17 protein-coding genes and 1 rRNA gene (1 of these 18 only partly in view) are annotated in these 24658 nt (G+C 31.6%); 13 read left to right on the top strand and 5 right to left on the bottom strand.

Going from position 1 to position 24658, the window contains the following annotated elements; genetic code table 11:
• Window positions 1–35 precede the first annotated feature (35 nt).
• The 7 genes from L0U77_RS08085 to L0U77_RS08055 all read left to right on the top strand — a co-directional run bounded on the left by L0U77_RS08085 (window position 36) and on the right by L0U77_RS08055 (window position 8927).
• Entirely contained in the window at window positions 36–1154 is a 1119-nt protein-coding gene (locus tag L0U77_RS08085; protein WP_233897682.1) for an imelysin family protein, read from the top strand.
• Window positions 1147–2535 (top strand): HTTM domain-containing protein, encoded by a 1389-nt coding sequence (locus L0U77_RS08080; protein ID WP_233901002.1) that lies wholly within the window; start codon window positions 1147–1149, stop codon window positions 2533–2535. Before L0U77_RS08085 ends, L0U77_RS08080 begins: the two co-directional genes overlap by 8 nt.
• The gene (locus L0U77_RS08075; protein WP_233897680.1) at window positions 2510–4990 is read left to right on the top strand and encodes a TonB-dependent receptor domain-containing protein; all 2481 of its coding nucleotides are present in this window, start codon (window positions 2510–2512) and stop codon (window positions 4988–4990) included. The genes L0U77_RS08080 and L0U77_RS08075 overlap by 26 nt, the downstream gene beginning before the upstream one ends.
• Window positions 4991–5071: 81 nt before the next feature.
• Window positions 5072–6118, top strand: a complete 1047-nt coding sequence (locus L0U77_RS08070) for a Fe(3+) ABC transporter substrate-binding protein (protein WP_233901001.1) — start codon at window positions 5072–5074, stop codon at window positions 6116–6118.
• A 168-nt stretch (window positions 6119–6286) separates the two neighbouring features.
• Window positions 6287–6541, top strand: coding sequence for a hypothetical protein (locus L0U77_RS08065; protein ID WP_233899193.1), 255 nt, complete (start codon window positions 6287–6289; stop codon window positions 6539–6541).
• A 32-nt stretch (window positions 6542–6573) separates the two neighbouring features.
• A complete protein-coding gene (locus L0U77_RS08060) occupies window positions 6574–8190 on the top strand; it encodes an ABC transporter permease (protein ID WP_233901000.1) in 1617 nt (538 codons plus the stop codon).
• A 5-nt stretch (window positions 8191–8195) separates the two neighbouring features.
• Window positions 8196–8927, top strand: a complete 732-nt coding sequence (locus L0U77_RS08055) for an ABC transporter ATP-binding protein (RefSeq protein WP_193706578.1) — start codon at window positions 8196–8198, stop codon at window positions 8925–8927.
• Window positions 8928–9030: 103 nt separating this feature from the next.
• Here the strand turns inward: L0U77_RS08055 and L0U77_RS08050 are convergent, their stop codons facing one another.
• From L0U77_RS08050 to L0U77_RS08040, 3 genes are all read right to left on the bottom strand, one after another.
• Window positions 9031–10125, bottom strand: coding sequence for an imelysin family protein (locus L0U77_RS08050; RefSeq protein WP_233900999.1), 1095 nt, complete (start codon window positions 10123–10125; stop codon window positions 9031–9033).
• Between the two features lie 48 nt (window positions 10126–10173).
• Window positions 10174–11610: a di-heme oxidoreductase family protein gene (locus L0U77_RS08045; protein ID WP_233900998.1), complete on the bottom strand. Its 1437-nt coding sequence runs from the start codon at window positions 11608–11610 to the stop codon at window positions 10174–10176.
• A 137-nt stretch (window positions 11611–11747) separates the two neighbouring features.
• Complete coding sequence (locus L0U77_RS08040; RefSeq protein ID WP_193699815.1) at window positions 11748–12971, bottom strand: imelysin family protein; 1224 nt, start codon at window positions 12969–12971, stop codon at window positions 11748–11750.
• A 228-nt stretch (window positions 12972–13199) separates the two neighbouring features.
• Between L0U77_RS08040 and guaB the strand changes: the two genes are divergently transcribed.
• The 4 genes from guaB to L0U77_RS08020 all read left to right on the top strand — a co-directional run bounded on the left by guaB (window position 13200) and on the right by L0U77_RS08020 (window position 20944).
• Window positions 13200–14675, top strand: a complete 1476-nt coding sequence (gene guaB, locus L0U77_RS08035; protein WP_233884137.1) for an IMP dehydrogenase — start codon at window positions 13200–13202, stop codon at window positions 14673–14675.
• Between the two features lie 615 nt (window positions 14676–15290).
• Window positions 15291–17144: a DNA topoisomerase IV subunit B gene (locus L0U77_RS08030; RefSeq protein WP_233900997.1), complete on the top strand. Its 1854-nt coding sequence runs from the start codon at window positions 15291–15293 to the stop codon at window positions 17142–17144.
• 97 nt (window positions 17145–17241) lie between these two features.
• Window positions 17242–20076: a DNA gyrase/topoisomerase IV subunit A gene (locus L0U77_RS08025; protein WP_233897676.1), complete on the top strand. Its 2835-nt coding sequence runs from the start codon at window positions 17242–17244 to the stop codon at window positions 20074–20076.
• Window positions 20077–20089: 13 nt separating this feature from the next.
• Window positions 20090–20944, top strand: coding sequence for a mechanosensitive ion channel family protein (locus L0U77_RS08020; protein WP_233861025.1), 855 nt, complete (start codon window positions 20090–20092; stop codon window positions 20942–20944).
• Between the two features lie 29 nt (window positions 20945–20973).
• Here L0U77_RS08020 and L0U77_RS08015 read toward each other — a convergent pair whose 3' ends face one another.
• Window positions 20974–21279, bottom strand: coding sequence for a DUF6787 family protein (locus L0U77_RS08015; RefSeq protein ID WP_101917608.1), 306 nt, complete (start codon window positions 21277–21279; stop codon window positions 20974–20976).
• Between the two features lie 122 nt (window positions 21280–21401).
• Window positions 21402–22040, bottom strand: coding sequence for a DUF937 domain-containing protein (locus L0U77_RS08010; RefSeq protein WP_233897675.1), 639 nt, complete (start codon window positions 22038–22040; stop codon window positions 21402–21404).
• A 136-nt stretch (window positions 22041–22176) separates the two neighbouring features.
• Here L0U77_RS08010 and L0U77_RS08005 point away from each other — a divergent pair, with 136 nt between their 5' ends.
• Window positions 22177–23502 carry a dicarboxylate/amino acid:cation symporter gene (locus L0U77_RS08005; protein WP_233900996.1) on the top strand — a complete coding sequence of 442 codons (1326 nt, stop codon included), beginning with the start codon at window positions 22177–22179 and terminating at the stop codon, window positions 23500–23502.
• An 883-nt stretch (window positions 23503–24385) separates the two neighbouring features.
• Window positions 24386–24658 (top strand): 16S ribosomal RNA (locus L0U77_RS08000); its annotated part runs 295 nt beyond the window's last position; the annotation flags it as partial.

Raw genomic sequence — 24658 nt, 5'->3', positions numbered from 1 at the left:
AAATTAAATAATCAATACTTAATTTACTAATTACAATGAAAAAATTAATATACATCAGTTTTATTTTTCTTTTATCGGCTTGTGGTGGAGAAAATGGAGGCGGAAACAATCCAACAAATCCAGATGATTTTAAACGAAAAGAAATGCTGACTTTTTGGGCAAATCATATCATTGTTCCTGCATATTCCGATTTTAATACCAAAACAGTAACTTTAAAAGAATCCGTTGATGCGTTTTCAGAAAAACCAACAGTAGCAACCTTAAATACCGCTAGAGATGCCTGGAAAAACGCCTATATTTCTTGGCAAAAAGTTGCCATCTTTCAAGTAGGAAAAGCACAGGAATTAAATATGGTTAATCGTATGAATACCGTTCCTACTAATGTTGAGAATCTAAAAAAATATGCAACTCCCAATAAAGAAAATAAGGTGCAATATAATTTAGAATCTCCTAATTTATACGCCGTACAAGGTTTTCCTGCCTTAGATTATTTGCTAAACGGACAAGGGACAGATATCGAAACAATTACCTTTTATACAACCGCTAAAAATGCCGTTTATTTTAAAAATTACTTAAATGATATCACCAAAAAAATTGCCGATTTAACCAAAACCGTTATCGACGATTGGAACGGAGGTTACAAAGAACTTTTTATCGCAAAAGATGGATACACCGATGTTAGTAGCGTTGATAAATTAGTGAATTTTTATGTAATCCCTTTTTATGAAAAAGAATTAAGAGATAATAAAATAGCAACGCCTTCAGGAGCTAGATCAGGAACAATCGCCGTTGAAAAAGTAGAAGCATATTATTATCAAAAAGAATTATCAAAAGAACTTTTTACAACCGCTTTAACAGCAACCAAAAACTTTTACAAAGGAATTGGATATGATAAAACAAGTGGGAAAAGTTTACATCAATATTTAGAATTTTTAAATCGTAAGGATTTAGCAACCTTAATAGATGCTAAATTTACAGCGATTCAAAATAGCACAAAGGCTTTAAATACTGATTTTGCAAGTCAAATAAAAACAGATAAAACACCTTTTTTAAATACATATGACAAAATGCAATCATTATTGAAAAGTTTTAAACCAGATATGATGAGTGCTTTAAGTATTAAAAATACCTCTACAGACGCCGATAATGATTAAAAACATCAAACTATATTTACAAAAAAATACGGAAGCTGCTCCATTAGCAGTTTTCCGTATTTTTTTTGGTTTTATGATGCTCTCAAGTCTGGTACGTTTTACATACAATGGTTGGATTGAACAATTATATATCAACCCTAAAAATTTCTTTTCTTTTTACGGATTTCAATGGGTGCAACCCATAGGAGAATACACGTATTTTATATTTTTAATCTGTGCTATTGCCGCAATTTTCATAACGATTGGTTACAAATATAAATATGCCGTTTTTGTTTTCTTTTTGAGTTTTTCATACATCGAATTGATGGATAAAACATATTATTTAAATCATTATTATTTTGTGAGTTTAATGGCTTTTATCCTGTTTTTTTTACCCGCAAATGCCTGTTTTTCAGTCGATGCAAGATTGAATAAAAAATTAGCATATCAGAAAATACCCCTTTGGACTATTGATTGTTTAAAGTTTATGTTAGCGATCGTTTATTTTTACGCAGGTTTGGCAAAATTAAATTCTGATTGGTTATTTAGAGCATCGCCATTAAATATTTGGCTTCCCATACAAAATGATTTGCCCATTATAGGAAGTTTGATGTCTAAAACATGGTTTCATTATGCGATGAGTTGGTCTGGAGCTATTTATGATTTAACAATTCCATTTTTATTATACTATAAAAGAACCCGAATATTCGCCTTTATAGCCGTGGTTATATTTCATGTTTTTACCAGAATATTGTTTCCTATTGGCATGTTTCCGTTTATCATGATTGTAGCTACAATTATCTTTTTTGATGCCAAAGTTCATCATAAAATACTGGCTGTAATAGCTCGAATATTTAAAATTTCAAAAGCATTTTTTGATGAAAATAATCATCAAAATAATGAAAATAACACATTAATCAAGATAAAAAAGCAAGCAGTAATACTAAAAATAATGACTGTTTTCTTTGTCCTTCAACTGCTCTTTCCTTTTCGATATTTATTATATCCAGGAGAATTATTTTGGACAGAAGAAGGTTATCGATTTTCGTGGCGAGTAATGCTTATCGAAAAAGCAGGATATGCAGAATTTAAAATAGTCGATAAAGATACTAACAAGTATTTTTATGTTGATAACAAAGAATATTTATCAACCACACAAGAAAAACAAATGAGTTTTCAGCCAGATTTTATATTAGAATTTGCACATTTTTTAGGAGATACTTATAAAAAAAAGGGCATCAAAAACCCACAAGTTTTTGTTGATAGCTACGTAACTCTAAACGGAAGATTAAGCATGCCGTTTGTCAATTCAAAAGTAGATTTATATCAACAAAAAGAAAGTTTTAAGCACAAAAATTGGATTATACCATTTAATCATGAAATTAAAATTAAAGGATTATAGCATTCTTATTATAGCAATATTTGCTTTTTCAACTACGTTTGCACAATATCAAATATCAGGAAAAGTAGTAAATAATAAAGGAATACCCGTCGAAAATGTTGAGGTTTATAACGCAAATAATGGCGTGATAACCAAAACAAATACACAAGGAATTTATCAAATTAATGATGTATCAAAAGGAACTTTAAAACTAATTTTCTTTTCCTATAATTATAAAATTGTAGAAAAAGAAATTAAACTTATCAATAATAAAACCCTAAATATTAGCCTAGATTATATCGGAGAAGAATTATCCGAAGTGGTGATAAATCAACGAAAAAGAAAGGTTTTTGCTTTGAAAAGATTAAAAGCCGTAGAAGGAACGGCAATTTATGCAGGGAAAAAATCCGAAGTAGTTTTACTTAATGAAACCGTAGGAAATAAGGCTGCCAATAATGCACGTCAAATTTATAGCCAAGTAGTCGGATTAAATATTTATGAAAATGATGATGCTGGTTTGCAATTAAATATCGGAGGAAGAGGCTTAGATCCTAACAGAACTTCAAATTTTAATACCCGTCAAAATGGCTATGATATTAGTGCCGATGTTTTAGGATATCCTGAGAGTTATTACACGCCTCCTGCCGAAGCATTGCAAGAAATACAAGTAGTTCGAGGTGCTGCCTCGTTGCAATACGGAACTCAATTTGGTGGTTTGCTAAACTTTAAACTCAAACAACCCCACAAAACAAAAGAATTTGAACTCGTTACACGACAATCTGCAGGTTCTTACGGATTGATAAATTCGTTTAATAGCGTAAGCGGTACTGTTGGAAAAACAGGATATTACGCATACGCAAACTATAAAACAGGCGACGGATTTAGACCCAATTCAAAATTTAATTCAATCAATATTTATGCGCATATAGACCATAAATTATCAGAAAAAACAACACTAACCGTTGAAGCAACTTATCTGAATTATTTAGCAAAACAATCAGGAGGATTAACCGATACCATGTTTGATGAAAATCCAACACAAAGTAATCGTACAAGAAACTGGTTTCGAGTAAATTGGAACTTGTGGGCAGTGAAATTAGACCATCAATTTAATGAAAATTCAGTGTTAAATGTCAACTTTTTTGGATTAGATGCTTCCCGAAAAGCCGTCGGTTATAGAGGACAATATAAATTTCAAACCTTAAATCCAATAGCCGTTTCCGATGAATTATTAGCCGATAATAACTACGATGTGCGAGATTTAGTGATTGGGGAATTTAAAAACTGGGGCGTTGAAACGCGATTCTTATCAAAATATAAATTTGGAAATCAAAAAAATATTTACCTCTTAGGAATTAAATATTATCAAGCAAGAAATTCAGAAAAACAAGGACAAGGAACAAGAGGAAGCGATGCTGATTTTAATTTAGTGAAATCTGAAGGATATCATAATTCAGATTTTGTATTCCCTAATAAAAATATTGCCGTTTTTGGAGAACATATTTTTAATATTACAGATAAAATAGCCATTACTCCTGGAGTTCGTTTTGAATACATCAAAACAGAAAGCAACGGAACATATAAAAGTATTGATAGAGATGGCGCAGGAAATCCACTTGTTGGCGGTGTGCTAAATGGAATAGATGCCAAAATAAAGGAACGAAATTTTCTTTTATTAGGAATCGGAGCAAGTTATAAACCTTCAACATCTTTTGAAATGTATGGAAATATTTCTCAAAATTATCGTTCAGTAACATTTAATGATATTCGTACTGTAAGTCCTTCTTTTGTTGTTGATGAATTTATTGACGATGAAAAAGGAGCTACTACCGATATCGGTATTCGAGGACGTTGGAATAATAGTATATCGTACGATATTAGCGGATACGGACTTTATTATAACAATCGAATAGGATTGGTCGTTGCCGATAAAGGTAAAAATAAAGGAGACCGATTACGTACTAATATTGGAGATGCTTTTATCTACGGATTCGAGAGTTTAGTCGAGCTAAATATGGCAAATATGCTACACTTTAATAAAGAATATTCATTGAGTGTTTTTAATAATTTGGCGTTTACAAAATCAGAATATATTGAATCTATTTTTAAAAATGTAGCAGGAAATGAAGTAGAATTTATTCCTTTTGTAAACCTGAAAGCAGGTGCTAAATTTGGATATAAAAACTTTTTATCAAGCCTGCAATTTACACATTTATCAGAACAATTTACCGATGCAACCAATGCTAATATCGATGAAAAAGGAAGTAAAAGAGAAGGAACAGTAGGACCAATTCCTAGTTATAGTATTGTTGATGCTTCTTTTTCATATGCACATAAAAATTGGAAACTAGAAACTGGAGTTAATAATCTATTAAACAAAAATTATTTTACCAGAAGAGCTACAGGATATCCTGGACCTGGTATTTTGCCATCATCACCAAGAAGTTATTATGTAACATTAGAATTTAAATTCTAAAATTTCGATTCTCATTATGCTAGAATGAATCTAAATAAGTATATTTGTTTACTTTTAATTAATCAATAAATAACATTCGGAATGAAAAATATACTAACCATTTTAGTAATCACGATACTTTTTGCTTCTTGTAAAAAAGAAGCACAAAAAAAAGAAGATAATCAACTCAAAAAACAAGAAGAAGTAACCGTTTATACACATCGTCATTATAAAGCTGATCAAGAATTATTTGCTGATTTTGAAAAAGAAACAGGCATCAAAGTAAATGTTGTAAATGCAAAGGCAGATGAATTAATGCAAAAAATGACCATTGAAGGAGCACAATCGCCTGCCGATGTTTTAATAACCGTAGATGCTGGGCGATTAGTAAGAGCTAAAAATAAAGGATTGTTGCAGTCTGTAAATTCAGAAATTTTAGAAAAAACAATTCCAGCACATTTAAAAGATGTCGATAATCATTGGTTTGCACTCACAAAAAGAGCTAGAGTAATTGTGTATAATCCAGCAAAAGTAAGTGCTGAAGAATTATCAACGTATGAAGCATTAATCGAAAATAAATGGAAAAATAAATTGTTAGTTCGTTCTTCAAGTAATATTTATAATCAATCATTATTGGCATCAATAATTGCAAATAATGGCGAGGAAAAAGCCGAAAAATGGGCAAATGGTATCGTTAAAAACATGGCACGTTCCCCAAAAGGAAATGACCGTGACCAAATAAAAGTAGTCGTTGCTGGTGAAGGAGATTTAGCAATTGTAAACACCTATTATATCGGGAAATTAGTACATTCAAAAAATCCTGAAGAAATAAAAGCAGGAAAAGGAATTAAAGTGTTTTTTCCAAATCAAACCACTAACGGAACACACATAAATGTAAGTGGAGCAGGAGTCGCAAAATATGCACCGAATAAAGAAAATGCAATCAAATTTATAGCGTTTTTAGTACGTGAAAAATCACAAGAAAAATTTGCAAATTCGAATTATGAATATCCTGTAAATAAAAAAGTGGAGGTTTCTGATTTGTTAAAATCTTGGGGAACTTTCAAAGAAGATACCCTATCCTTAACCAAATTAGGTGAAAATAATAAAAAAGCAGTCCTGATTTTTGATAAAGCAAGTTGGAAATAATATAGTTTCTTATACTTAGAGCCTGTTTAAATTTCATCTGAAAAAAATATAATGTCAAAAAATGACGGCAGGGGTTAAAAACCCCTTGTTAAAAGGAGCTGAAAATCACAAAAAAGCTAAAAAATGTGGTAAATCAGGATGCTCTTAGAGTCTAAAATATAAAAAAGCATGTTAGAAGTACTATTATTAAAATATTTAACAAAAAAAGGAATTATTATTTATTTTATTGGGCAGGTCATATTTATAGCTCTTTTTGCATATTATATATTTGGAATACAAGGTTATTCAATACATAGTGGAGAAAATATATTCTTTATAGGAATGCTTATAATTATTTTACTTTGGATGGGAGTCTGTTTACTTTTATGGAAAAAACCTAAAGAAGAATCCAAAGAACAACTCAAAGAAATAAAAGATAAATAATCCTAAGATAGTACAATAGATAATATACTTTTATGAAGAGTTATATTAAAAACATACAGCGAGATACAAGTAAATGGTCAATATTTTTATTGACCATTGTTTTGTTAGTTGCCATTCCGATACTAACCGTATTTGTAAATTTATTTTACGGACCTGGCGAAACTTGGCATCATTTAATGGTTCATTTATTACCCGATTATATTAAAAATTCATTACTATTGATTGTAGGAACTGGAATTTTAACGTTATTTTTTGGTATTTCATCGGCTTGGATTGTGGCTCGTTATCATATTCCGTTTCGAAAACAATTGGAATGGTTATTAATTCTTCCATTGGCGATTCCGTCTTATATCACAGCGTATGCCTATGCTGGTATTTTTGATTACGGCGGTTTTATTGATAAAATACTAGGGGTTAAAATCGATATTATGAATCATTCAGGATTAATTTTTGTGCTTAGTATTTCGTTATATCCGTATGTGTATGTTGCCTCGAGAGCCTTTTTTTTGAATCAATCGAGTAATATTGTGGAAGCTTCAAAATTATTAGGAGCGAGTGAGCGAAAAACTTTTTTCAAGTTGCTGTTACCTTTAGCACGTCCTGCATTTATTGGCGGATTGGTTTTAGTATTAATGGAGGTTTTAAACGATTATGGAGCGGCTAAATATTACGGAATCAATACCTTTACTACGGGGATTTTCAGAGCTTGGTTTTCTTTGGAAGAACCTGAAACAGCCATTTATTTATCCGCAATTTTGGTGGCGATTATCTTTTTGTTGATAAGTATCGAAAAATGGGAACGAAGACGAATTGGCTATTTTAATGCCACTAAAAATCATCAGAAAATAAAAAGAATACAAGTTTCGAAACGCTTGAAAATAACTTTTTTTAGCATCGCATTTATACCTGTTTTATTTGGTTTTTTAATACCGTTACTTCAGTTATTATATTGGGCTTTTTTAACGTATAAAGACGTGTTTACGCCAAGTTTTATCAGTATATCGCTTCAGAGTTTTGGAATTGCTACGATTTCAGCATTTACTACCGTATTCTTTGCTTTATTATTGATATTTTTATCAAAATGGAATCGATTATCTTTTATAAAACCAATTGCTAAAATTGGTGTTTTAGGATATGCAATCCCAGGAGCAGTCATTGCTGTAGGTGTTTTAATCCCAACGTTATCATTGGATAAATGGTTGGTTACTTTTATGAAAAATACGTTCGATATCAAAATAGGTTTTATCATTAATGGAACGGTTACAGTTTTGGTATATGCGTATTTAGTTCGCTTTTTAGCCGTAGCATATAATCCGATAGAATCGAGTAGTTTAAAGTTTGGGAAATCCTTATCCGAAGCTTCAAAACTTTTGGGAAGTGGGAATATTCGTACCTTTTTAAAAGTGGAATTTCCATTGTTAAAATCAGCGATTTTAAGTGCTTTTATCTTAGTTTTTGTCGATGTAATGAAAGAATTGCCATTAACCTTAATTTTAAAACCGTATCATATAAATACCTTGGCGGTAAAAGCCTACGAATATGCTAGTGATGAGTTAATTGCAGAGGCATCTTTGCCGTCATTATGTATTATTTTAACAGGAATTATTCCTATTTTATTTTTAAATAGCTTAATCTCCAAAGAAAATTAAATAGCATGAATACAGAATTGTTATCCGTAAAAAAGGTTGGGAAAATCTTCGATAATGGAAAAGTTATTGCGTTAAAAAATGTTTCTTTTTCATTGAAAAAAGGAAAAATAGTTGCGATTGTAGGAGAAAGTGGTAGCGGAAAAACAACGTTAATTCGTTTGATAACAGGTTTAGAAACGGTATCCGAAGGAACGATTTTATTAAAAGAAAAAGTAGTTTCATCAATATCGGAATTTGTAGTGCCACAGCGTAGAAATGTAGGAATGGTGTTTCAAGATTATGCGTTATTTCCTCATTTTTCAGTGGCTGATAATATCGCCTATGGACTTTCTAAATTATCGGCTCAAGTTAAAAAAGAGAGAATTAAAGAAGTTTTAAAATTAGTCGGTTTATCAGAAAAAGAAAATAGTTATCCGCATGAATTATCGGGAGGACAGCAACAACGAGTTGCTTTGGCAAGAGCCTTAGCTCCAAAACCAGAACTTCTAATTTTAGATGAACCTTTTAGTAATTTAGATGTTATTTTAAGAAATCAGTTGCGTAAAGACATTTTAAAAATATTGAAAGAAACCAATACAACCGCAATTTTTGTAACGCATGATATAAAAGATGCCATCGCTATTTCTGATGAAATGTTAGTTTTGCAAAATGGTGTTATTTTACAACAAGGAAACACGAAAGAAGTATCTGAAAATCCTAAAGAAGGTTATGTGAAATTATTATTTGAAAGTGTGTAAAGGTTATTTAAAATTTTATTTTAAATAAAAACAAGGGGTTTTAATCCCTTGCTTTTCTATTTTGATATTACAAAATCTTTTAAAATACATAAAATAAAGAAGATTAATCACCATCATTATCGGTACCTGTAATGATAATCGATAATGAACTTCGCACGTCATTATGTAGCAAAACAAGTAATTCTTTTAAGGCGGTGTGTAGTCTTTTTACATTTTTTTTATCCGTAGTTACCGCTTCTTTTAAAGGCTGTTTGATATCATTTTTCAGGATGCTTTTTATCTCTTGAATTTTTGCTGAAATAGTATTATTAAGCGTATCATTTTTAGTTACTGATTTTATATAATCGGCAATAGAAGTAATTTTTTTACTGAAAAATAATTCTTCTACAGAAAGGATATTTTCATAAATTAAGTCTAAAGAATTTCCTGTATAATAATTTTCAACAATTTCAGGATGTACGTGTGATGAACTTTCTAAACCAGCAGGTTTTCCAACTTTAGTAACTTTACAGTTGTCAATAACATTATATAAACCGTTGAATAATTGATTAAAAGAGCTATCTAAACCTTTGTCGGTATTGTTTCTAAATTGATTTTCAAAAGTATTTTTTGATGCGTTTTTTGATGAAAACCAGATATCATTTAATTGCTGAACTAATTGATTGAATTGGTCAAAAACGCCTAATAAAAATTTGATTCTATTCGGGTTTTTTTGATATTCTGCAATAATATCCGCAGGATTTTCGAATTTAAATAATAGATAATTTAATCCAGGTAAATTTTTAGTGGCACTTCCTAAATTTTCGATATTTTCTATTTTAAAAGAATCATTTTTGATATTTTTTTCAATAGAAATATTATAAACAGGCCAGAAATTAAGTTGTCTGTTTATGAAATTATTTTTTACTTCTCCGATATTAAAGGTGTATAATTGTGCGTATAATTTTGTAATTTCTGTTAATTTCTGTTGTGCTATTTTTAAATTTTCTTCATTTGTTTTAGTAGAAAAATTAGTTAAAGAAGTTTTAAGTACTGCTGTTTTTTTAACAAGATCACGTATTTTTGGGCTAATAATTTCGGTGCTAATAGTATTGGCAATCTCTGTTTCATAAGCCACGGATGTTGTTTCTTCTTTTGAGCAAGAGGCAATAAAAATGCTAATTAATAGCAGTACTATAAATTTATTTTTTTTCATCATTTTTATTATTTTTCAAGGTTATTATTTTCAATTTTATCATGATAAACTTTATAAAGATTCGATAAAGGCTAACAATTCTTTACGTTTTTTACTAGATAAATTTTTAAAATCATTTTTTGGTTTTTCAGCTTCTCCACCGTGCCATAAAATAGCTTCTTCAATGCTACGAGCTCTTCCGTCATGCAATAAAAAACTGTGTTTATTTACGGTTTGTATCAATCCGATTCCCCATAAAGGTTGGGTGCGCCATTCCTTACCTGAAGCTAAAAAATCGGGTCTGTCATCGGCTAAATCAGCTCCCATATCGTGTAATAAAAAATCAGAATAAGGACTAATTTCTTTATTTTCCACCAATGAATTAAAAGGATACTTACTTGTTTTAAGATTGGTTGCATGACATACAATACATTTTAATTTGGTAAATAATACTTTACCATTTAAAACGGTTTGGTTTTTAAAATCTCTTCTTTTAGGAACAGCCAAAGAAGTTTGGTATAAAACAATTCTATCTAATTGTTTGTCTGTTACCTCTGGTGAACCTCCATTAGGTGCTTTATTACAATCTTGTTGTGGCGAAGGACAGTTTTTTTGTGTGAAAATACTTGTAGATAAGCCTAAATCACCAGAAAAAGCACCTGCAATTTGTTGTTTTAAGGTAGGTTCATTGGCTTTCCAACCAAATTTTCCAAGAGCGGTATTGTTATGAATTGCATCCCAAACGTAATTTGGTTTTCCTGAAATTCCATCTTTATCTGTATCAAATTCGTCTGCATTTTTTAGGATTTCACTTTCTGATAAAGCATCTATAAACCCAAGTCCGATAGTTTGTTGTCCTACACGAGGCGATATTAAAACACCACTTAATGAACCAAAATTTTCATTAATAAAAGAATACGTTGGTTTTTGTAATTCATACGGAGTTCCATCAGGATATGTTCCTTTGATTAAGGTGAAATTAACTTGAATATCGGCTTCTTTAGGAATGTTTAAATTCGCATGATTTTGTAATTGTAATCCATAATTAGGAACAGGCATCGGGCCACCGTGTGCATTTTTACCAGCAATACTTAATCGAATTAAAAAACCAACAGAACCAATATTTGAAGGTTCAAAAGGTTTTCCACGTCCATCTTTAAAATGACAACTAGCACAAGCTCTGGCGTTAAAAGTAGGGCCTAATCCGTCTAAACTCGTTGTTGAAGCAGGGGCAGAAACCCACGATTGATTAAATAATGAATTTCCAGAGGCAAATCTAATTTTATCGATTCTGCTTAATCCAGGAATTTCTTTTCCAAACGAATTATTATTGGTGGTTAAAACACTTAAATCATCGCTTAAATTTTCTTCTCCTTCTTGATATTTATTGATAACTTTATATTGGTCAGTTATCACGGTATCTTTCGAGCAATTACTAAATAGTAGTATTACAGCCGCTGTTATTAATATACGGATACTTTTTTGGCTAGTTTGGTAAAGTATTTTCATTGTACAAATTTTTTCACAAAAGTAGTTATGATTTTATTAAGTCTAAATTAATAAGAGTATTAATAAGAATAAAAGGAACTAAATACTAGTATCGTATTCAGTTCCTTTTTTAGATAGTTTTCAATAAATTATTGAAATTATTGAACAGGCGCTCCAATTTTGGTAGCGATTTCACTAATTTTTCCTCCAAAATTTTTCAAAGCGGTACCTCCAGCTACAATAGTTCCAGGTTTTGCAATTGATTCCTCTAATAATAAAAGGTCAAAAGGTTTTTTATTCTTTGCTTTGGTATCGATAGCTTTTATTTTAGTCATCATTGCGTCGGCAACAGTTTTAAAAGCAATGGCTAATTTCGGATCTTTTTGTTTTGCTAAATCATATACAGAAGCTCCAGAAATAGTGCTATATTTTCCAAATAACACATTTACAATTCCTTGTGCATTCATTAAAACATCTCTGTGTGTGTTGTCAGAAAAACAAGAATGCTCATCTTCTTGACCACATTCATCTATTCCATCAGTTAAATCAACAGGTTTTAACATTCTTTCTTCTGATAATTCTTCATTGGCTAAAAAGAAAGGACCAGAAATAATATTAATCAAAGCTTGTTCTTCTGATAATCCCATAAAAACTTTATGATATGCGCCACCTTTAGCCCAAGTATCTACTAATGCTTTTAGATCTTTCACTAAAATAGCCGTAACAACATTTAGATATTGTTTTCTTCGATCGTTATTTTCTAAAGTTGTGTAATCAGTTACAGAACGTTGTCCAGCTTTTAATTCTTTAGGATTCGTTTCATCTTGTCCCCATAATAAAAACTCAATAGCGTGCCAACCTGTAGAAATTGATTTATCGTTTACGCCTTCATTTTTACCGATTAATAAATCTTCTGTAATAGCGTCTTTACCTGCGATAATTCCACTTTTATAAGCTTCACCGCCTGAGTAAGCGCTTGAGGCAACAGTAACATAATCGATATATGCTTCATCTAAAGGCCAAGCATTCATTTGTCCTTCATTATTGATAACCCAGGCTTCTTTTTTTTCAGAATCGATAGGACCATTTGAACCTCTATATGCTTCTGTTTGTCCGTAAATATCTCTTGCAGCTAACCAGTCTTTTTTTGCTGCTTTAAAACCTTCTTCTGTCGGATTATCTGTAAAAGAAGCAATAGTTGTTTGTAATTTTAGAGCTGCGGTATAGCTATCTAAGTAATTTTGATGCACGATAGTGGCATAATTTTCAATAACTTCTTTTTGGGAAACTTTGTTACTATCTGGAGTTGGTGTGTCATCAGAACATGATTTGAACACAAAAGAGGTTGCAAGTAATAATGATAATCCTAGTACTTTTTTCATTTTAATTTATTTTTAATTCTTTTATTTAGATTGATTAAGTATAATAATGCAAATGTAATCGAGTTTTTGAATTTACCAAAACTTATTAAGATTAATTTTAAACTAGCTATTTTTTTTGATAATTATTGAAACTTCTCTATATATTAACCTTAAAATAAGGGTTAATTTGTATTATAAATAGTATATTTGCACGCAATTAATTAACATCACACATAAAATTAATTGCACATGCAAGCTCACGAATCAAAATTTGTAGGAGAAGGTTTAACGTATGACGACGTTTTATTAGTACCGGCTTACTCTGACGTACTTCCAAGAGAAGTTTCAATTCAAACAAAATTTACAAAAAATATAACGATAAATGTACCAATAGTAGCTGCTGCTATGGATACCGTTACTGAATCTGCAATGGCAATCGCTATGGCTAGAGAAGGAGGTATTGGTGTATTGCATAAAAATATGACCATTGAGCAACAAGCTCAAGAGGTTCGTAAGGTAAAACGTGCAGAATCAGGAATGATTATTGACCCATTAACCTTGCCATTAACAGCGAGCGTTTTAGATGCTAAAATGTTAATGAAAGAAAATGGTATTGGCGGAATTCCTATTGTTGATCAAGACGGTATTTTAAAAGGAATCGTAACCAATAGAGATTTGCGTTTTGAGCATGTTAATGAACGTTCAATTGTTGAGGTAATGACTAAAGAGAATTTAGTAACCGCATCGGTAGGAACTTCATTAAAAGCAGCTGAAAGTATTTTACAAGAAAAGAAAATTGAAAAGTTATTAATTGTTGATGAAAATTATAAATTATCAGGATTAATTACTTTTAGAGATATTACAAAAGTTACGCAGAAACCAATTGCAAACAAAGATACTTTTGGGCGTTTACGTGTTGCAGCCGCATTAGGCGTAACGGCAGATGCTGTTCAAAGAGCCGAAGCTTTAGTAAAAGCAGGTGTTGATGCTGTAATTATTGATACCGCTCACGGACATACTAAAGGCGTGGTGGCTGTTTTAAAGCAAGTAAAATCAAAGTTTCCTGAATTAGATGTTATTGTAGGAAATATTGCTACAGCAGAAGCAGCTAAATATTTAGTAGAAGCAGGTGCAGATGCAGTAAAAGTAGGAATCGGTCCAGGTTCAATATGTACAACTCGTGTAGTTGCAGGTGTTGGTTTTCCTCAGTTTTCGGCAGTTTTAGAAGTTGCCGCAGCTATAAAAGGTTCTGGAGTTCCAGTTATTGCTGATGGTGGAATCCGTTATACAGGTGATATCCCAAAGGCAATTGCCGCAGGTGCAGATTGTGTGATGTTAGGATCATTATTAGCAGGAACAAAAGAATCGCCAGGAGAAACGATTATTTACGAAGGAAGAAAGTTTAAATCATATCGTGGAATGGGTTCTGTAGAAGCAATGAAACAAGGTTCTAAAGATAGATATTTCCAAGATGTCGAAGACGATATTAAAAAACTAGTGCCAGAAGGTATTGTTGGTCGTGTTCCTTATAAAGGACACTTAGAAGAAAGTATTCATCAATTTGTTGGTGGTTTACGTGCAGGTATGGGATACTGTGGTTCTAAAGATATTGAAACATTGAAAAATACAGGTAAATTTGTACGTATTACCGCAAGCGGAATTAATGAAAGTCATCCGCATGATGTAGCAATTACCAAAGAAGCTCCAAATTATAGTAGAAGATAATTTTAGCCTACAATATATTTTTTGAAAAACCGCTGTTAATTTAACAGCGGTTTTTTTGTGATTTTTCTACGTTGTTTTTACGTGGTCACGAGCAAGATGCTCGCGATAGCCGATAGCCTAGAATTTGATTCTTTTCTTTCAAAAAAAGGTATCGAGAGTATCGAGAACTTATTTAATCGTAATAAAGTCAATTAAAATTCATCAAGATAAAATAATTCAAATTATCGATACAATTTTAATTTCTTCTCGTCATTAAAATCACTCGAATTGACAATAATCATCAAGAATTATCAAAAAAAGCTAAAAAATACAGCAAATTAGGATGCGAACCTGAAATAAAATTCCTTTGACAGATTCGATTTCTTATTTTTCTGTGATAATTTTTTTCAGATGAAATTTAAACAGGCTCTTATACGTTATTTTTTATGATATTTATAGCTGAAATAATCACTAAATAATTAGTGTGAAATTAGTGATAGTTCGTTTAAAATAAAGAGAAAATAAAGGGGGACATCAAAAAAATAAATAGTCAAATGTTGATAATTAAAGCAATAGACTTTTTTATTTTGACAACGGATGTAGTAATTTAGCAAAGATATAAATAGCCTAAATTTTATGACTCAAGAAACAAAATATACCGAAGATAATATACGCTCGCTTGATTGGAAAGAACATATCCGAATGCGTCCAGGAATGTATATCGGTAAACTAGGTGACGGCTCATCAGCAGATGATGGAATTTATATTTTAGTCAAAGAAGTATTAGATAATTCTATTGATGAATATGTAATGGGAGCTGGGAGAACTATCGAAATTTCGATACAAGGAAATAAAGTAATCGTGCGCGATTATGGTCGTGGAATCCCGCTAGGAAAAGTTGTCGATGTCGTTTCTAAAATGAACACAGGAGGAAAATACGACTCCAAAGCATTTAAAAAATCCGTAGGGCTAAATGGAGTAGGTACAAAAGCGGTAAACGCACTTTCTTCTTTTTTTAGAGTCGAATCATCAAGAGATGGGAAATCCGCAGCAGCCGAATTTGAACAAGGAGTTTTAATTAACCAAGAATTTTTAGAACAAACATCTCGAAGAAAAGGTACAAAAGTTTCCTTTATCCCCGATGAAATAATCTTTAAAAAATATAAATATAGAAACGAATATGTTTCTAAAATGCTTAAAAATTATGTCTATCTAAATGTTGGATTAACAATTGTTTTTAATGGTGAAAAATATCTATCTAAAAATGGACTGAAAGATTTATTGGAAAATAATAACAGCAAAGAGGATATGTTATATCCAATAATTCATTTAAAAGGCAATGATATTGAAGTCGCAATTACACATAGTAAAACCCAATATTCTGAAGAATATCATTCGTTTGTAAACGGACAACATACCACACAAGGTGGAACGCATCAAGCGGCTTTTAGAGAAGCAATTGTAAAAACCATTCGAGAGTTTTATGGGAAATCTTTTGAAGCTTCCGATATTCGAAAATCAATAATATCGGCAATTGCCATAAAAGTAATGGAACCTGTTTTTGAGAGTCAAACCAAAACAAAATTAGGATCTACCGAAATGGGCGATGATTTACCAACCGTTAGAACCTATATCAATGATTTTATCAAAACACAACTCGATAATTTTTTACATAAAAATACCGAAATAGCCGATAAATTACAACGTAAAATAATACAAGCAGAAAAAGAACGTAAAGAACTTTCTGGAATTCGGAAATTAGCCAAAGATAGAGCCAAAAAAGCAAGTATTCATAATAAAAAATTGCGAGATTGTAGAGTCCATTTAGGCGATACACAAAAGGAAGCCTATTTAGAATCGACGCTATTTATTACCGAAGGAGATTCGGCATCTGGTTCTATTACAAAATCTAGAAACGTAAATACACAAGCCGTTTTTAGCCTCAAAGGAAAACCTCTAAATTCCTACGGATTAAGTAAGAAAATCGTCTATGAAAATGAAGAATTTAATTTATTACAAGCAGCACTAAATATTGAAGATGGTTTAGAAGATTTACGTTATAATAATATCGTAATTGCAACCGATGCCGATGTCGATGGAATGCATATTCGCTTATTGCTAATAACATTTTTCTTGCAATTTTTTCCAGAAGTAATCAAGGAAGGACATCTGTATATTTTAGAAACACCACTGTTTAGAGTTCGAAATAAAAAAGATACCTATTACTGTTATTCCGAAGAAGAAAAAAAAGACGCCATTAAAAAATTAACAGGAAAACCAGAAATTACCCGATTTAAAGGGTTAGGAGAAATTTCTCCAGATGAATTTGTACATTTTATTGGCGATGATATTCGATTAGATCCGATTATGTTAGATAAAGAAATGCCTATCGAAAAAATGTTGGAGTTTTATATGGGCAAAAATACACCCGATCGACAAAAATTTATCATCCAAAATTTAAAAATTGAAGTAGATACACTTGAAGAATAAAATCACTCATATTTTATAAGTGAAAATTTATAAGTAAGTGAAGCGAAAATCAAAAATAATCTTTAGTCAATTTTAGTTAATTCAAGCAGTACGAGCCATGAGTGAAGAAATAGAAGAAACGAATCAACAAGAAAATAAACCAATAAACGAATCTGTAAACGAATCAGTAAACGAATTAAACGAGCAAGAATTAAATAATTCTATAGATTCTCAAGAAAATCAAGAAAATACAGAAACCATTACCAAAGTAACAGGAATGTATAAAGAATGGTTTCTCGATTACGCATCGTATGTAATTCTAGAAAGAGCCGTGCCATCGCTAGAAGATGGGCTCAAACCTGTACAACGTAGAATCATGCATTCTATGAAAGATCTGGACGATGGACGCTATAACAAAGTAGCCAATATTGTCGGACATACGATGCAATATCATCCACATGGAGATGCTTCTATTGCCGATGCTATGGTGCAAATCGGTCAGAAAGAATTGCTGATTGATATGCAAGGAAACTGGGGGAATATCCTAACAGGCGATAGAGCGGCAGCATCAAGATATATTGAAGCACGTTTATCAAAATTTGCCCTCGATGTTGTTTTTAATCCGAAAACTACGCAATGGAAACAATCCTATGACGGTAGACGAAAAGAACCAATCGATTTACCTGTGAAATTTCCGCTATTATTAGCGCAAGGAGCAGAAGGAATTGCCGTAGGATTATCAACCAAAATAGTCCCGCATAATTTTAACGAATTAATTGCCGCTTCTATCAAATATTTAAGAGGTAGAAGTTTTACCATTTATCCTGATTTTTTAACAGGCGGAATTGCCGATTTTACTAATTATAATGACGGTAAAAGAGGTGGGAAAATTCGTGTGCGTGCAAAAATTTCACAACTCGATAAAAAAACACTCGTAATTACCGAAATTCCATTCGGAACAACCACAACTTCGTTAATTGATAGCATTTTAAAAGCCAATGAAAAAGGAAAAATAAAAATCCGTAAAATTGAAGATAATACCGCCGCAGATGTCGAAATATTAGTGCATTTACCCGTAGGAATATCTCCAGATAAAACCATAGATGCGCTGTATGCTTTTACCAATTGTGAAAATGCGATATCACCTTTAGCATGTACAATCCAAGATAATAAACCCGTATTTGTAGGCGTTTCTGAAATGCTAAAACATTCTACGGATTTAACCGTGAAATTACTTAAAAGTGAACTCGAAATTCAATTACACGAACTTGAAGAACAATGGCATTTCGCATCCTTAGAAAGAATTTTTATTGAAAATAGAATTTATCGAGATATTGAAGAACAAGAAACTTGGCAAGGGGTCATTAAAGCAATCGATACAGGATTAAAACCACATATTCAGCATCTAAAAAGAGACATAACATCCGAAGATATTGCCCGATTAACCGAAATCAGAATTAAGAAAATTTCGAAGTTTGATATCGATAAAGCAAAACAATATATCGAAGGATTAGAAGCTAAAATAGCCGAAGTTACGCATCATCTAGAAAATTTAATCACCTTTGCAATTAACTATTTTAAAGGCTTAAAAACCAAGTACGGTAAAGGAAAAGAACGCAAAACTGAAATTAGAATTTTTGATGATATTGTAGCGACAAAAGTCGTTATGCGAAATACCAAATTATACGTAAATAGAACCGAAGGTTTCGTAGGAACATCACTTAAAAAAGATGAATACGTTGATGATTGTGCCGATATTGATGATATTATTATCTTTAAAGGAAACGGGACAATGATGGTTACCAAAGTCGCTCCAAAAACCTTTGTCGGTAAAGATATTATTCATATTGCTATCTTTAAAAAGAAAGATAAACGAACCGTTTATAATATGATATATCGCGATGGAACAAGAGGTGCTAGTTATATGAAACGCTTCAATGTGTTAAGCGTAACACGTGATAAAGAATATGATTTAACCACAGGAGTTAAAGGTTCAAAATTATGGTATTTTAGTGTCAATCCGAATGGAGAAGCTGAAACTGTTACCATTAATTTAAGACCCGTTGCTGGAATTACAAAACTTAAATGGGATGTCGATTTTGCTGAATTAGCAATCAAAGGACGTGCAATTCGTGGGAATCAAATAACAAAATTAGGTATTCGAAAAGTAGAATTTAAATCCGCAGGAGTATCTACTTTAAAACCTCGTAAAATTTGGTTTGATGATACTGTTCAACGTTTAAATGTTGATGATCGAGGAGAATTACTAGGCGAATTTAGTGCCGAAGATAAAATTTTAATCGCTACACAATCAGGAAAAATAAAAGCTATTTCACCAAGTTTATCCACTCGTTTTGATAACGATATGATTATCCTAGAAAAATGGCAACCTCAAAAACCGATTTCGGCCATTTATTTTGATGCCGAAAAAGAACGCTATTATGTAAAACGCTTCTTAATTGAAACGGTAGATAAAGAAGAAATCTTTATTTCTGAAGCTGAAAAATCAAAATTAGAAATTATTTCTACGGAGTATCGTCCAATGGCTGAGGTTGTTTTTTCAAAACGTAGCTTAGAGAATATTACTGTTAATTTTGAAGATTTTATCGCCATAAAAGGAATAAAAGCACAAGGAAATCAATTAACAATTGATAAAATTCGTACCGTTAATTTACTAGAATCATTACCGTATGAACCATCTTTAGAGGAGAGTAATCTGGAGAATAATTCAGAAAATAATCTAGAGAATACTACAGGAAATAATCAAGAAGATAAAAATAAAAAAGACGTGTTGCCTTTAGCTATTGAACCAATTCAACGAATTGAACAAACTGAGCCAACAAAAGAATTTTTAAGTTCAAAAGAAGATAAGGCAAAAAAAGCCTTAGAACGAGCGCTTCAAAAAAAGAATAAAAACACAAAAGATAATGAAAGTCAAACAGCATTATTTTAAAATAGACTTTTAAATGGATAAAATATTCAAATATCATTTTAATTTAGATTCCTTTGTAGGCATTCTTGGATATGTTTTGTTGGTTGTGTTTATTACATGGATTCTCTCTAGAGTTATCCGATATGCGATTGTTCAAATCATGAAACGCAGAAAAACAGACCGTTATGGAGGAACTAGTATTTTATTTTTTCGAAATTCGGTAAAGTTTTTTTTAGGGCTTTTCGGTATTGTTTATATCATCACGACTGTACCTGCTTTTCGTAGTAAAGCTACTTTGATTTTTTCTGGGGCAGGTATTTTAGCCGCTATTATTGGTTTTGCGGCACAAGCAGCATTATCGAATTTAATTGCTGGAGCGTTTATTGTTATTTTTCGTCCGTTTCGAGTGGGAGATTATATCAAATTAGATGAAACTCGTGTAGGAATTGTAGAAGATATTACACTCCGACATACGGTTATTAATAATTTTGAAAATAAACGATTAATTATTCCTAATTCGGTAATTAGCACGGATTCTGTCTTGAATCATACAATTGAAGATTCGCATGTGCTTAGTTTTAATAATTTTAAATTAGGGATAAAAGCAGATATCGATTTAGCTCGAAAGATAATTCAAGAAGAAGCTATTAAATTACCAACGGTTATTGATTTTAGAACATCAGAACAAGTGATGACGGACGTTGAACAAGTAGATGTTCGAGTAATTGATGTACATACAGACCATATTCATATGCGTGCTTATGTTTGGTTAAATGAACCCTTTCAGGAGTTTAAAACAAAATGTGCGCTAAAAGAAGCTGTTCATAAACGATTTTTATCTGAAGGAGTTGCGTTGCCAATCCCGATGTATAAAATTATACAAGGATAATATAAAATTAATTATTTTTTACTTGAATATTATTTTTTAAACAGAAATCCGAATCCTAAACGGCTTAAAAATTTCTTTTCAAAAGCCCAAAAGAATTTAAATTGACCAAACAACCAACCTACTAAAGGCAATGTTGTTTGATAAATAGGGAAAATAAGTAAAATACGTAAAGGCCAATAAATCCAAGGAGAAGTTGTCTCTGAAGAGATTCCTAAAAAAGCGGTAATCGGTTTGGCAACCCAAGAGGCAAACGAACCATTTATCGAAAATACAATTATTACAGCAATTACATCCCAGTTAGTTTTTAAGCCCCAACGTTGTTTTAATTTTTCCATGGATGCAAAAATAGTTAAAAATAGTTAAAACAAAAACAACAAAAACTTAAAAGAAAAAGAGTAAACAAGTGTTTACTCTTTTTTAATTTCTTGTTTTAAAAAAAATCAAGAATTATAAATTGTTATTTTCCAAAAAGTCCTCCTAATATATTTCCTAGTACACCTCCTGATTTTTGATCACTATTTCCTAAAACCATACCAGCAACATCATCAACAATGCTACCATCACCGTCTGCGTCTAAAATTTGTTCTAAGAAGTTTTGTTCTTTATCTGCTGAATTTCCTCCAAGTAATCCGCCTAATAATCCACTTAAATCACTAGAGTTACCAATGTTATTTTGACGAGATTGTTGTCCTAAAACACCCATTAAAATAGGAGCTGCTGTTTTTAAAATATTTGCAACAGCACTGCTATCCATACCTGCTTTTTGTCCTATAACTTGTTCAACTCCTTGTTGTTTGCTACCTAATACATGGTTTAAAATATTACCACCATCTTGTAAAACATCGGCATTTGCTCCTCCATTAAATAACTCTCCTAGATTCTCTAAAATACCACCATCATGTTTGTTCAAAGCTCCCATTAATCCTTCAGCACCTTCAGGTGTTGAAGCATTACGTTGCATTGCTTTCATCAAAACAGGCAATGCCATTGTTAAAACGTTACTTGTTTTGTTGGTGTCTTGTCCTGTTGATCCTGCTACTCCAGATATAATTGATTTTCCTAAGTCGCTGTTTAATAAGTCTAAAATTCCTGCCATTTTTTTGTTTTTAAGTTAAGGTTCGTAATATGTTCTAATTCTTTGACACAAGTTACGAATTAAAGGTCACAATTTTTTAATTTTTTTATTTTACCTTATCGCCCTCACTAAAAAATAAAAAAACTAAAACGATTACATGAAAAAACTAGCATTGCACTGGCAGATTTTAATAGGAATGATTCTGGGTATTTTATTTGGAATAGGAATGATTTTTACAGATGGAGGCGCTTCTTTTGTTGGAAGTTGGATAAAACCGATAGGTACTATTTTTGTGAAATTATTAAAATTAATCGCAGTACCTTTAATTATTGCATCTTTAATAAAAGGAATATCAGATTTAAAAGATATCTCTAAATTTAAAAATATTGGTATTCGTACCATGACAATATATATAGGTACAACAGTCATTGCAATTAGCATCGGTTTGGCATTGGTGAATATTGTAAAACCGGGTGAAGGAATATCCGAAGAAACCATTACACGTTTAACGGAAACGTATGCAAATAGTGGTGGTGTACAGGCTAAAATTGCGGAAGCAAATAAGCAACAATCAAGTGGTCCTTTACAATTTTTAATTGATATGGTTCCTGACAATGCTATTAAAGCAATGGGAAGTAACAAGTCAATGTTACAAGTAATTTTCTTTACTATTTTCTTAGGGATTTCGATGTTATTAATAGGAGAGGATCGGGCAAAGCCTTTAAAAAGTTTTTTTGATTCTTTAAATGAAGCTGTTTTAAAGATGGTTGATTTAATTATGTTATCGGCACCTTTTGCAGTTTTTGCTTTGTTGGCGAGTGTTGTAGTGTCTTCAAAAGATCCTGATTTGTTACTTGCTTTACTAAAATATGCGTTTACGGTAATTGGCGGTTTGTTAATTATGGTTGTTTTTTATATGACTTTAATAAGTGTATTTACCAAGAAAAACCCGATATGGTTTTTAAAACAGATAAGTCCTGCACAATTATTGGCATTTTCAACGAGTTCAAGTGCTGCAACGTTGCCTGTAACGATGGAACGAATTGAGGAGCATGTAGGAGTTGATAAGGAGGTTTCAAGTTTTGTTTTACCGGTTGGTGCGACTATAAATATGGATGGAACGAGTTTATATCAAGCTGTTGCGGCTGTTTTTATAGCGCAAGCCTTGAGTTTTGATTTGTCTTTTGGCGATCAATTAACGATTATTTTAACGGCTTTATTGGCGTCAATTGGTTCAGCTGCGGTTCCGGGAGCAGGAATGGTTATGTTGGTTATTGTTTTGGAATCGGTAGGTTTTCCTGCGGATAAGTTAGCAATTGGTTTGGCGTTAATTTTTGCTGTTGATCGCCCTTTAGATATGTGTAGAACTGTTATAAATGTAACGGGAGATGCTACTGTAGCAACTTTAGTTGCGAAATCGGTAGGTAAATTAGGCGATCCAAAACCTAAAAACTGGGATGATAATTATAATGATGTAAAGTAGAAAAATAGTTTTAAGAAGTGTTTATATTAAATGTATCGAGAATTTTAGATAATAATTCTCGATATTTTTTTTTGGAGCTATTTCCCGCTTTCCGCACTCGCTTTTTTTTGAAGAAAAATCAAAAAAAGAGCTCAAACAAATGCTTCAATCGGGGCTAAGTCTATTTATTGTGTTTGTTTTTAACTATTTAGTTTCGTTTTTATTTATTTTGATAATTAGCTTGTTTAAATTCATTTGAAAAAGTCTAAAAAGTGAAGCTAATATGTTTTATACGCTATCGCGAGCATCTTGCTCGTGACAATATAATTTCTGCTAAACATCTAAATCCTGTAGAAGGCGAACCTATATATTCGTTCATTTGATAATTCTTACTAAATTTTGTCTATCTTATATACTTTATAGTCAAGAATAATAATAAATAAGTTATTGATTATCAATTAATTGATAGATGTTTGAAAATAAAAAGCTAAAAAAGCTTAAAAACATAAAAAAGAGTTGTATGTTTGCAGTCGACAATGTATCTATATTAGTTCCTTGTTTTGAAGTTCATTAACAAACTAAAAAAAACTTTTTAAATTTAATTAAATTAAATTTTGTCAGTTTAAAAATAGTTTGTAGTTTTGCAACCGCTTTCAGAAATACACTAAAGCGTAAAACGATAAAGAAATTTGGAATGGCTGTAAAAAGTCAGTTAGTTCGATTCTAACGTTTCTACAAAAGAAGTTTGAGAAGAAAAACGAGTAGTAAAATACTTGTGTATGTCGACTCGACACGTTCATTGAAAACATTGAAATTGACAGCGTAAATAAGAGTAGAATAACCACGTTCTATTAAATTAGAACAAATTCTTTTGAAACTTATTCATTCATATTATTTAAAATATACAATGAAGAGTTTGATCCTGGCTCAGGATGAACGCTAGCGGCAGGCTTAACACATGCAAGTCGAGGGGTAACAGGTAGCTTGCTATGCTGACGACCGGCGAACGGGTGCGTAACGCGTATAGAATCTGCCTTGTACAGGAGGATAGCCTTTAGAAATGAAGATTAACACTCCATAATATAGTGATTCGGCATCGAACCACTATTAAACATTTATGGGTACAAGATGACTATGCGTCCTATTAGCTAGATGGTAAGGTAACGGCTTACCATGG

It is taken from the genome of Tenacibaculum piscium (assembly GCF_021390715.1).
In the GTDB taxonomy this organism is placed as follows: domain Bacteria; phylum Bacteroidota; class Bacteroidia; order Flavobacteriales; family Flavobacteriaceae; genus Polaribacter; species Polaribacter piscius.
Note: the sequence above shows the minus strand (reverse complement) of the source record. Positions and strands in the feature narration are given on the sequence as shown.

Bases quoted from the DNA above. Each gene is read 5' to 3' on its own strand.
- L0U77_RS08085 (WP_233897682.1), top strand. From the start codon at position 36: ATGAAAAAATTAATATACATCAGTTTTATTTTTCTTTTATCGGCTTGT.
- L0U77_RS08080 (WP_233901002.1), top strand. From the start codon at position 1,147: ATGATTAAAAACATCAAACTATATTTACAAAAAAATACGGAAGCTGCT.
- L0U77_RS08075 (WP_233897680.1), top strand. From the start codon at position 2,510: ATGAAATTAAAATTAAAGGATTATAGCATTCTTATTATAGCAATATTT.
- L0U77_RS08070 (WP_233901001.1), top strand. From the start codon at position 5,072: ATGAAAAATATACTAACCATTTTAGTAATCACGATACTTTTTGCTTCT.
- L0U77_RS08065 (WP_233899193.1), top strand. From the start codon at position 6,287: ATGTTAGAAGTACTATTATTAAAATATTTAACAAAAAAAGGAATTATT.
- L0U77_RS08060 (WP_233901000.1), top strand. From the start codon at position 6,574: ATGAAGAGTTATATTAAAAACATACAGCGAGATACAAGTAAATGGTCA.
- L0U77_RS08055 (WP_193706578.1), top strand. From the start codon at position 8,196: ATGAATACAGAATTGTTATCCGTAAAAAAGGTTGGGAAAATCTTCGAT.
- L0U77_RS08050 (WP_233900999.1), bottom strand. From the start codon at position 10,125: ATGATGAAAAAAAATAAATTTATAGTACTGCTATTAATTAGCATTTTT.
- L0U77_RS08045 (WP_233900998.1), bottom strand. From the start codon at position 11,610: ATGAAAATACTTTACCAAACTAGCCAAAAAAGTATCCGTATATTAATA.
- L0U77_RS08040 (WP_193699815.1), bottom strand. From the start codon at position 12,971: ATGAAAAAAGTACTAGGATTATCATTATTACTTGCAACCTCTTTTGTG.
- guaB (WP_233884137.1), top strand. From the start codon at position 13,200: ATGCAAGCTCACGAATCAAAATTTGTAGGAGAAGGTTTAACGTATGAC.
- L0U77_RS08030 (WP_233900997.1), top strand. From the start codon at position 15,291: ATGACTCAAGAAACAAAATATACCGAAGATAATATACGCTCGCTTGAT.
- L0U77_RS08025 (WP_233897676.1), top strand. From the start codon at position 17,242: ATGAGTGAAGAAATAGAAGAAACGAATCAACAAGAAAATAAACCAATA.
- L0U77_RS08020 (WP_233861025.1), top strand. From the start codon at position 20,090: ATGGATAAAATATTCAAATATCATTTTAATTTAGATTCCTTTGTAGGC.
- L0U77_RS08015 (WP_101917608.1), bottom strand. From the start codon at position 21,279: ATGGAAAAATTAAAACAACGTTGGGGCTTAAAAACTAACTGGGATGTA.
- L0U77_RS08010 (WP_233897675.1), bottom strand. From the start codon at position 22,040: ATGGCAGGAATTTTAGACTTATTAAACAGCGACTTAGGAAAATCAATT.
- L0U77_RS08005 (WP_233900996.1), top strand. From the start codon at position 22,177: ATGAAAAAACTAGCATTGCACTGGCAGATTTTAATAGGAATGATTCTG.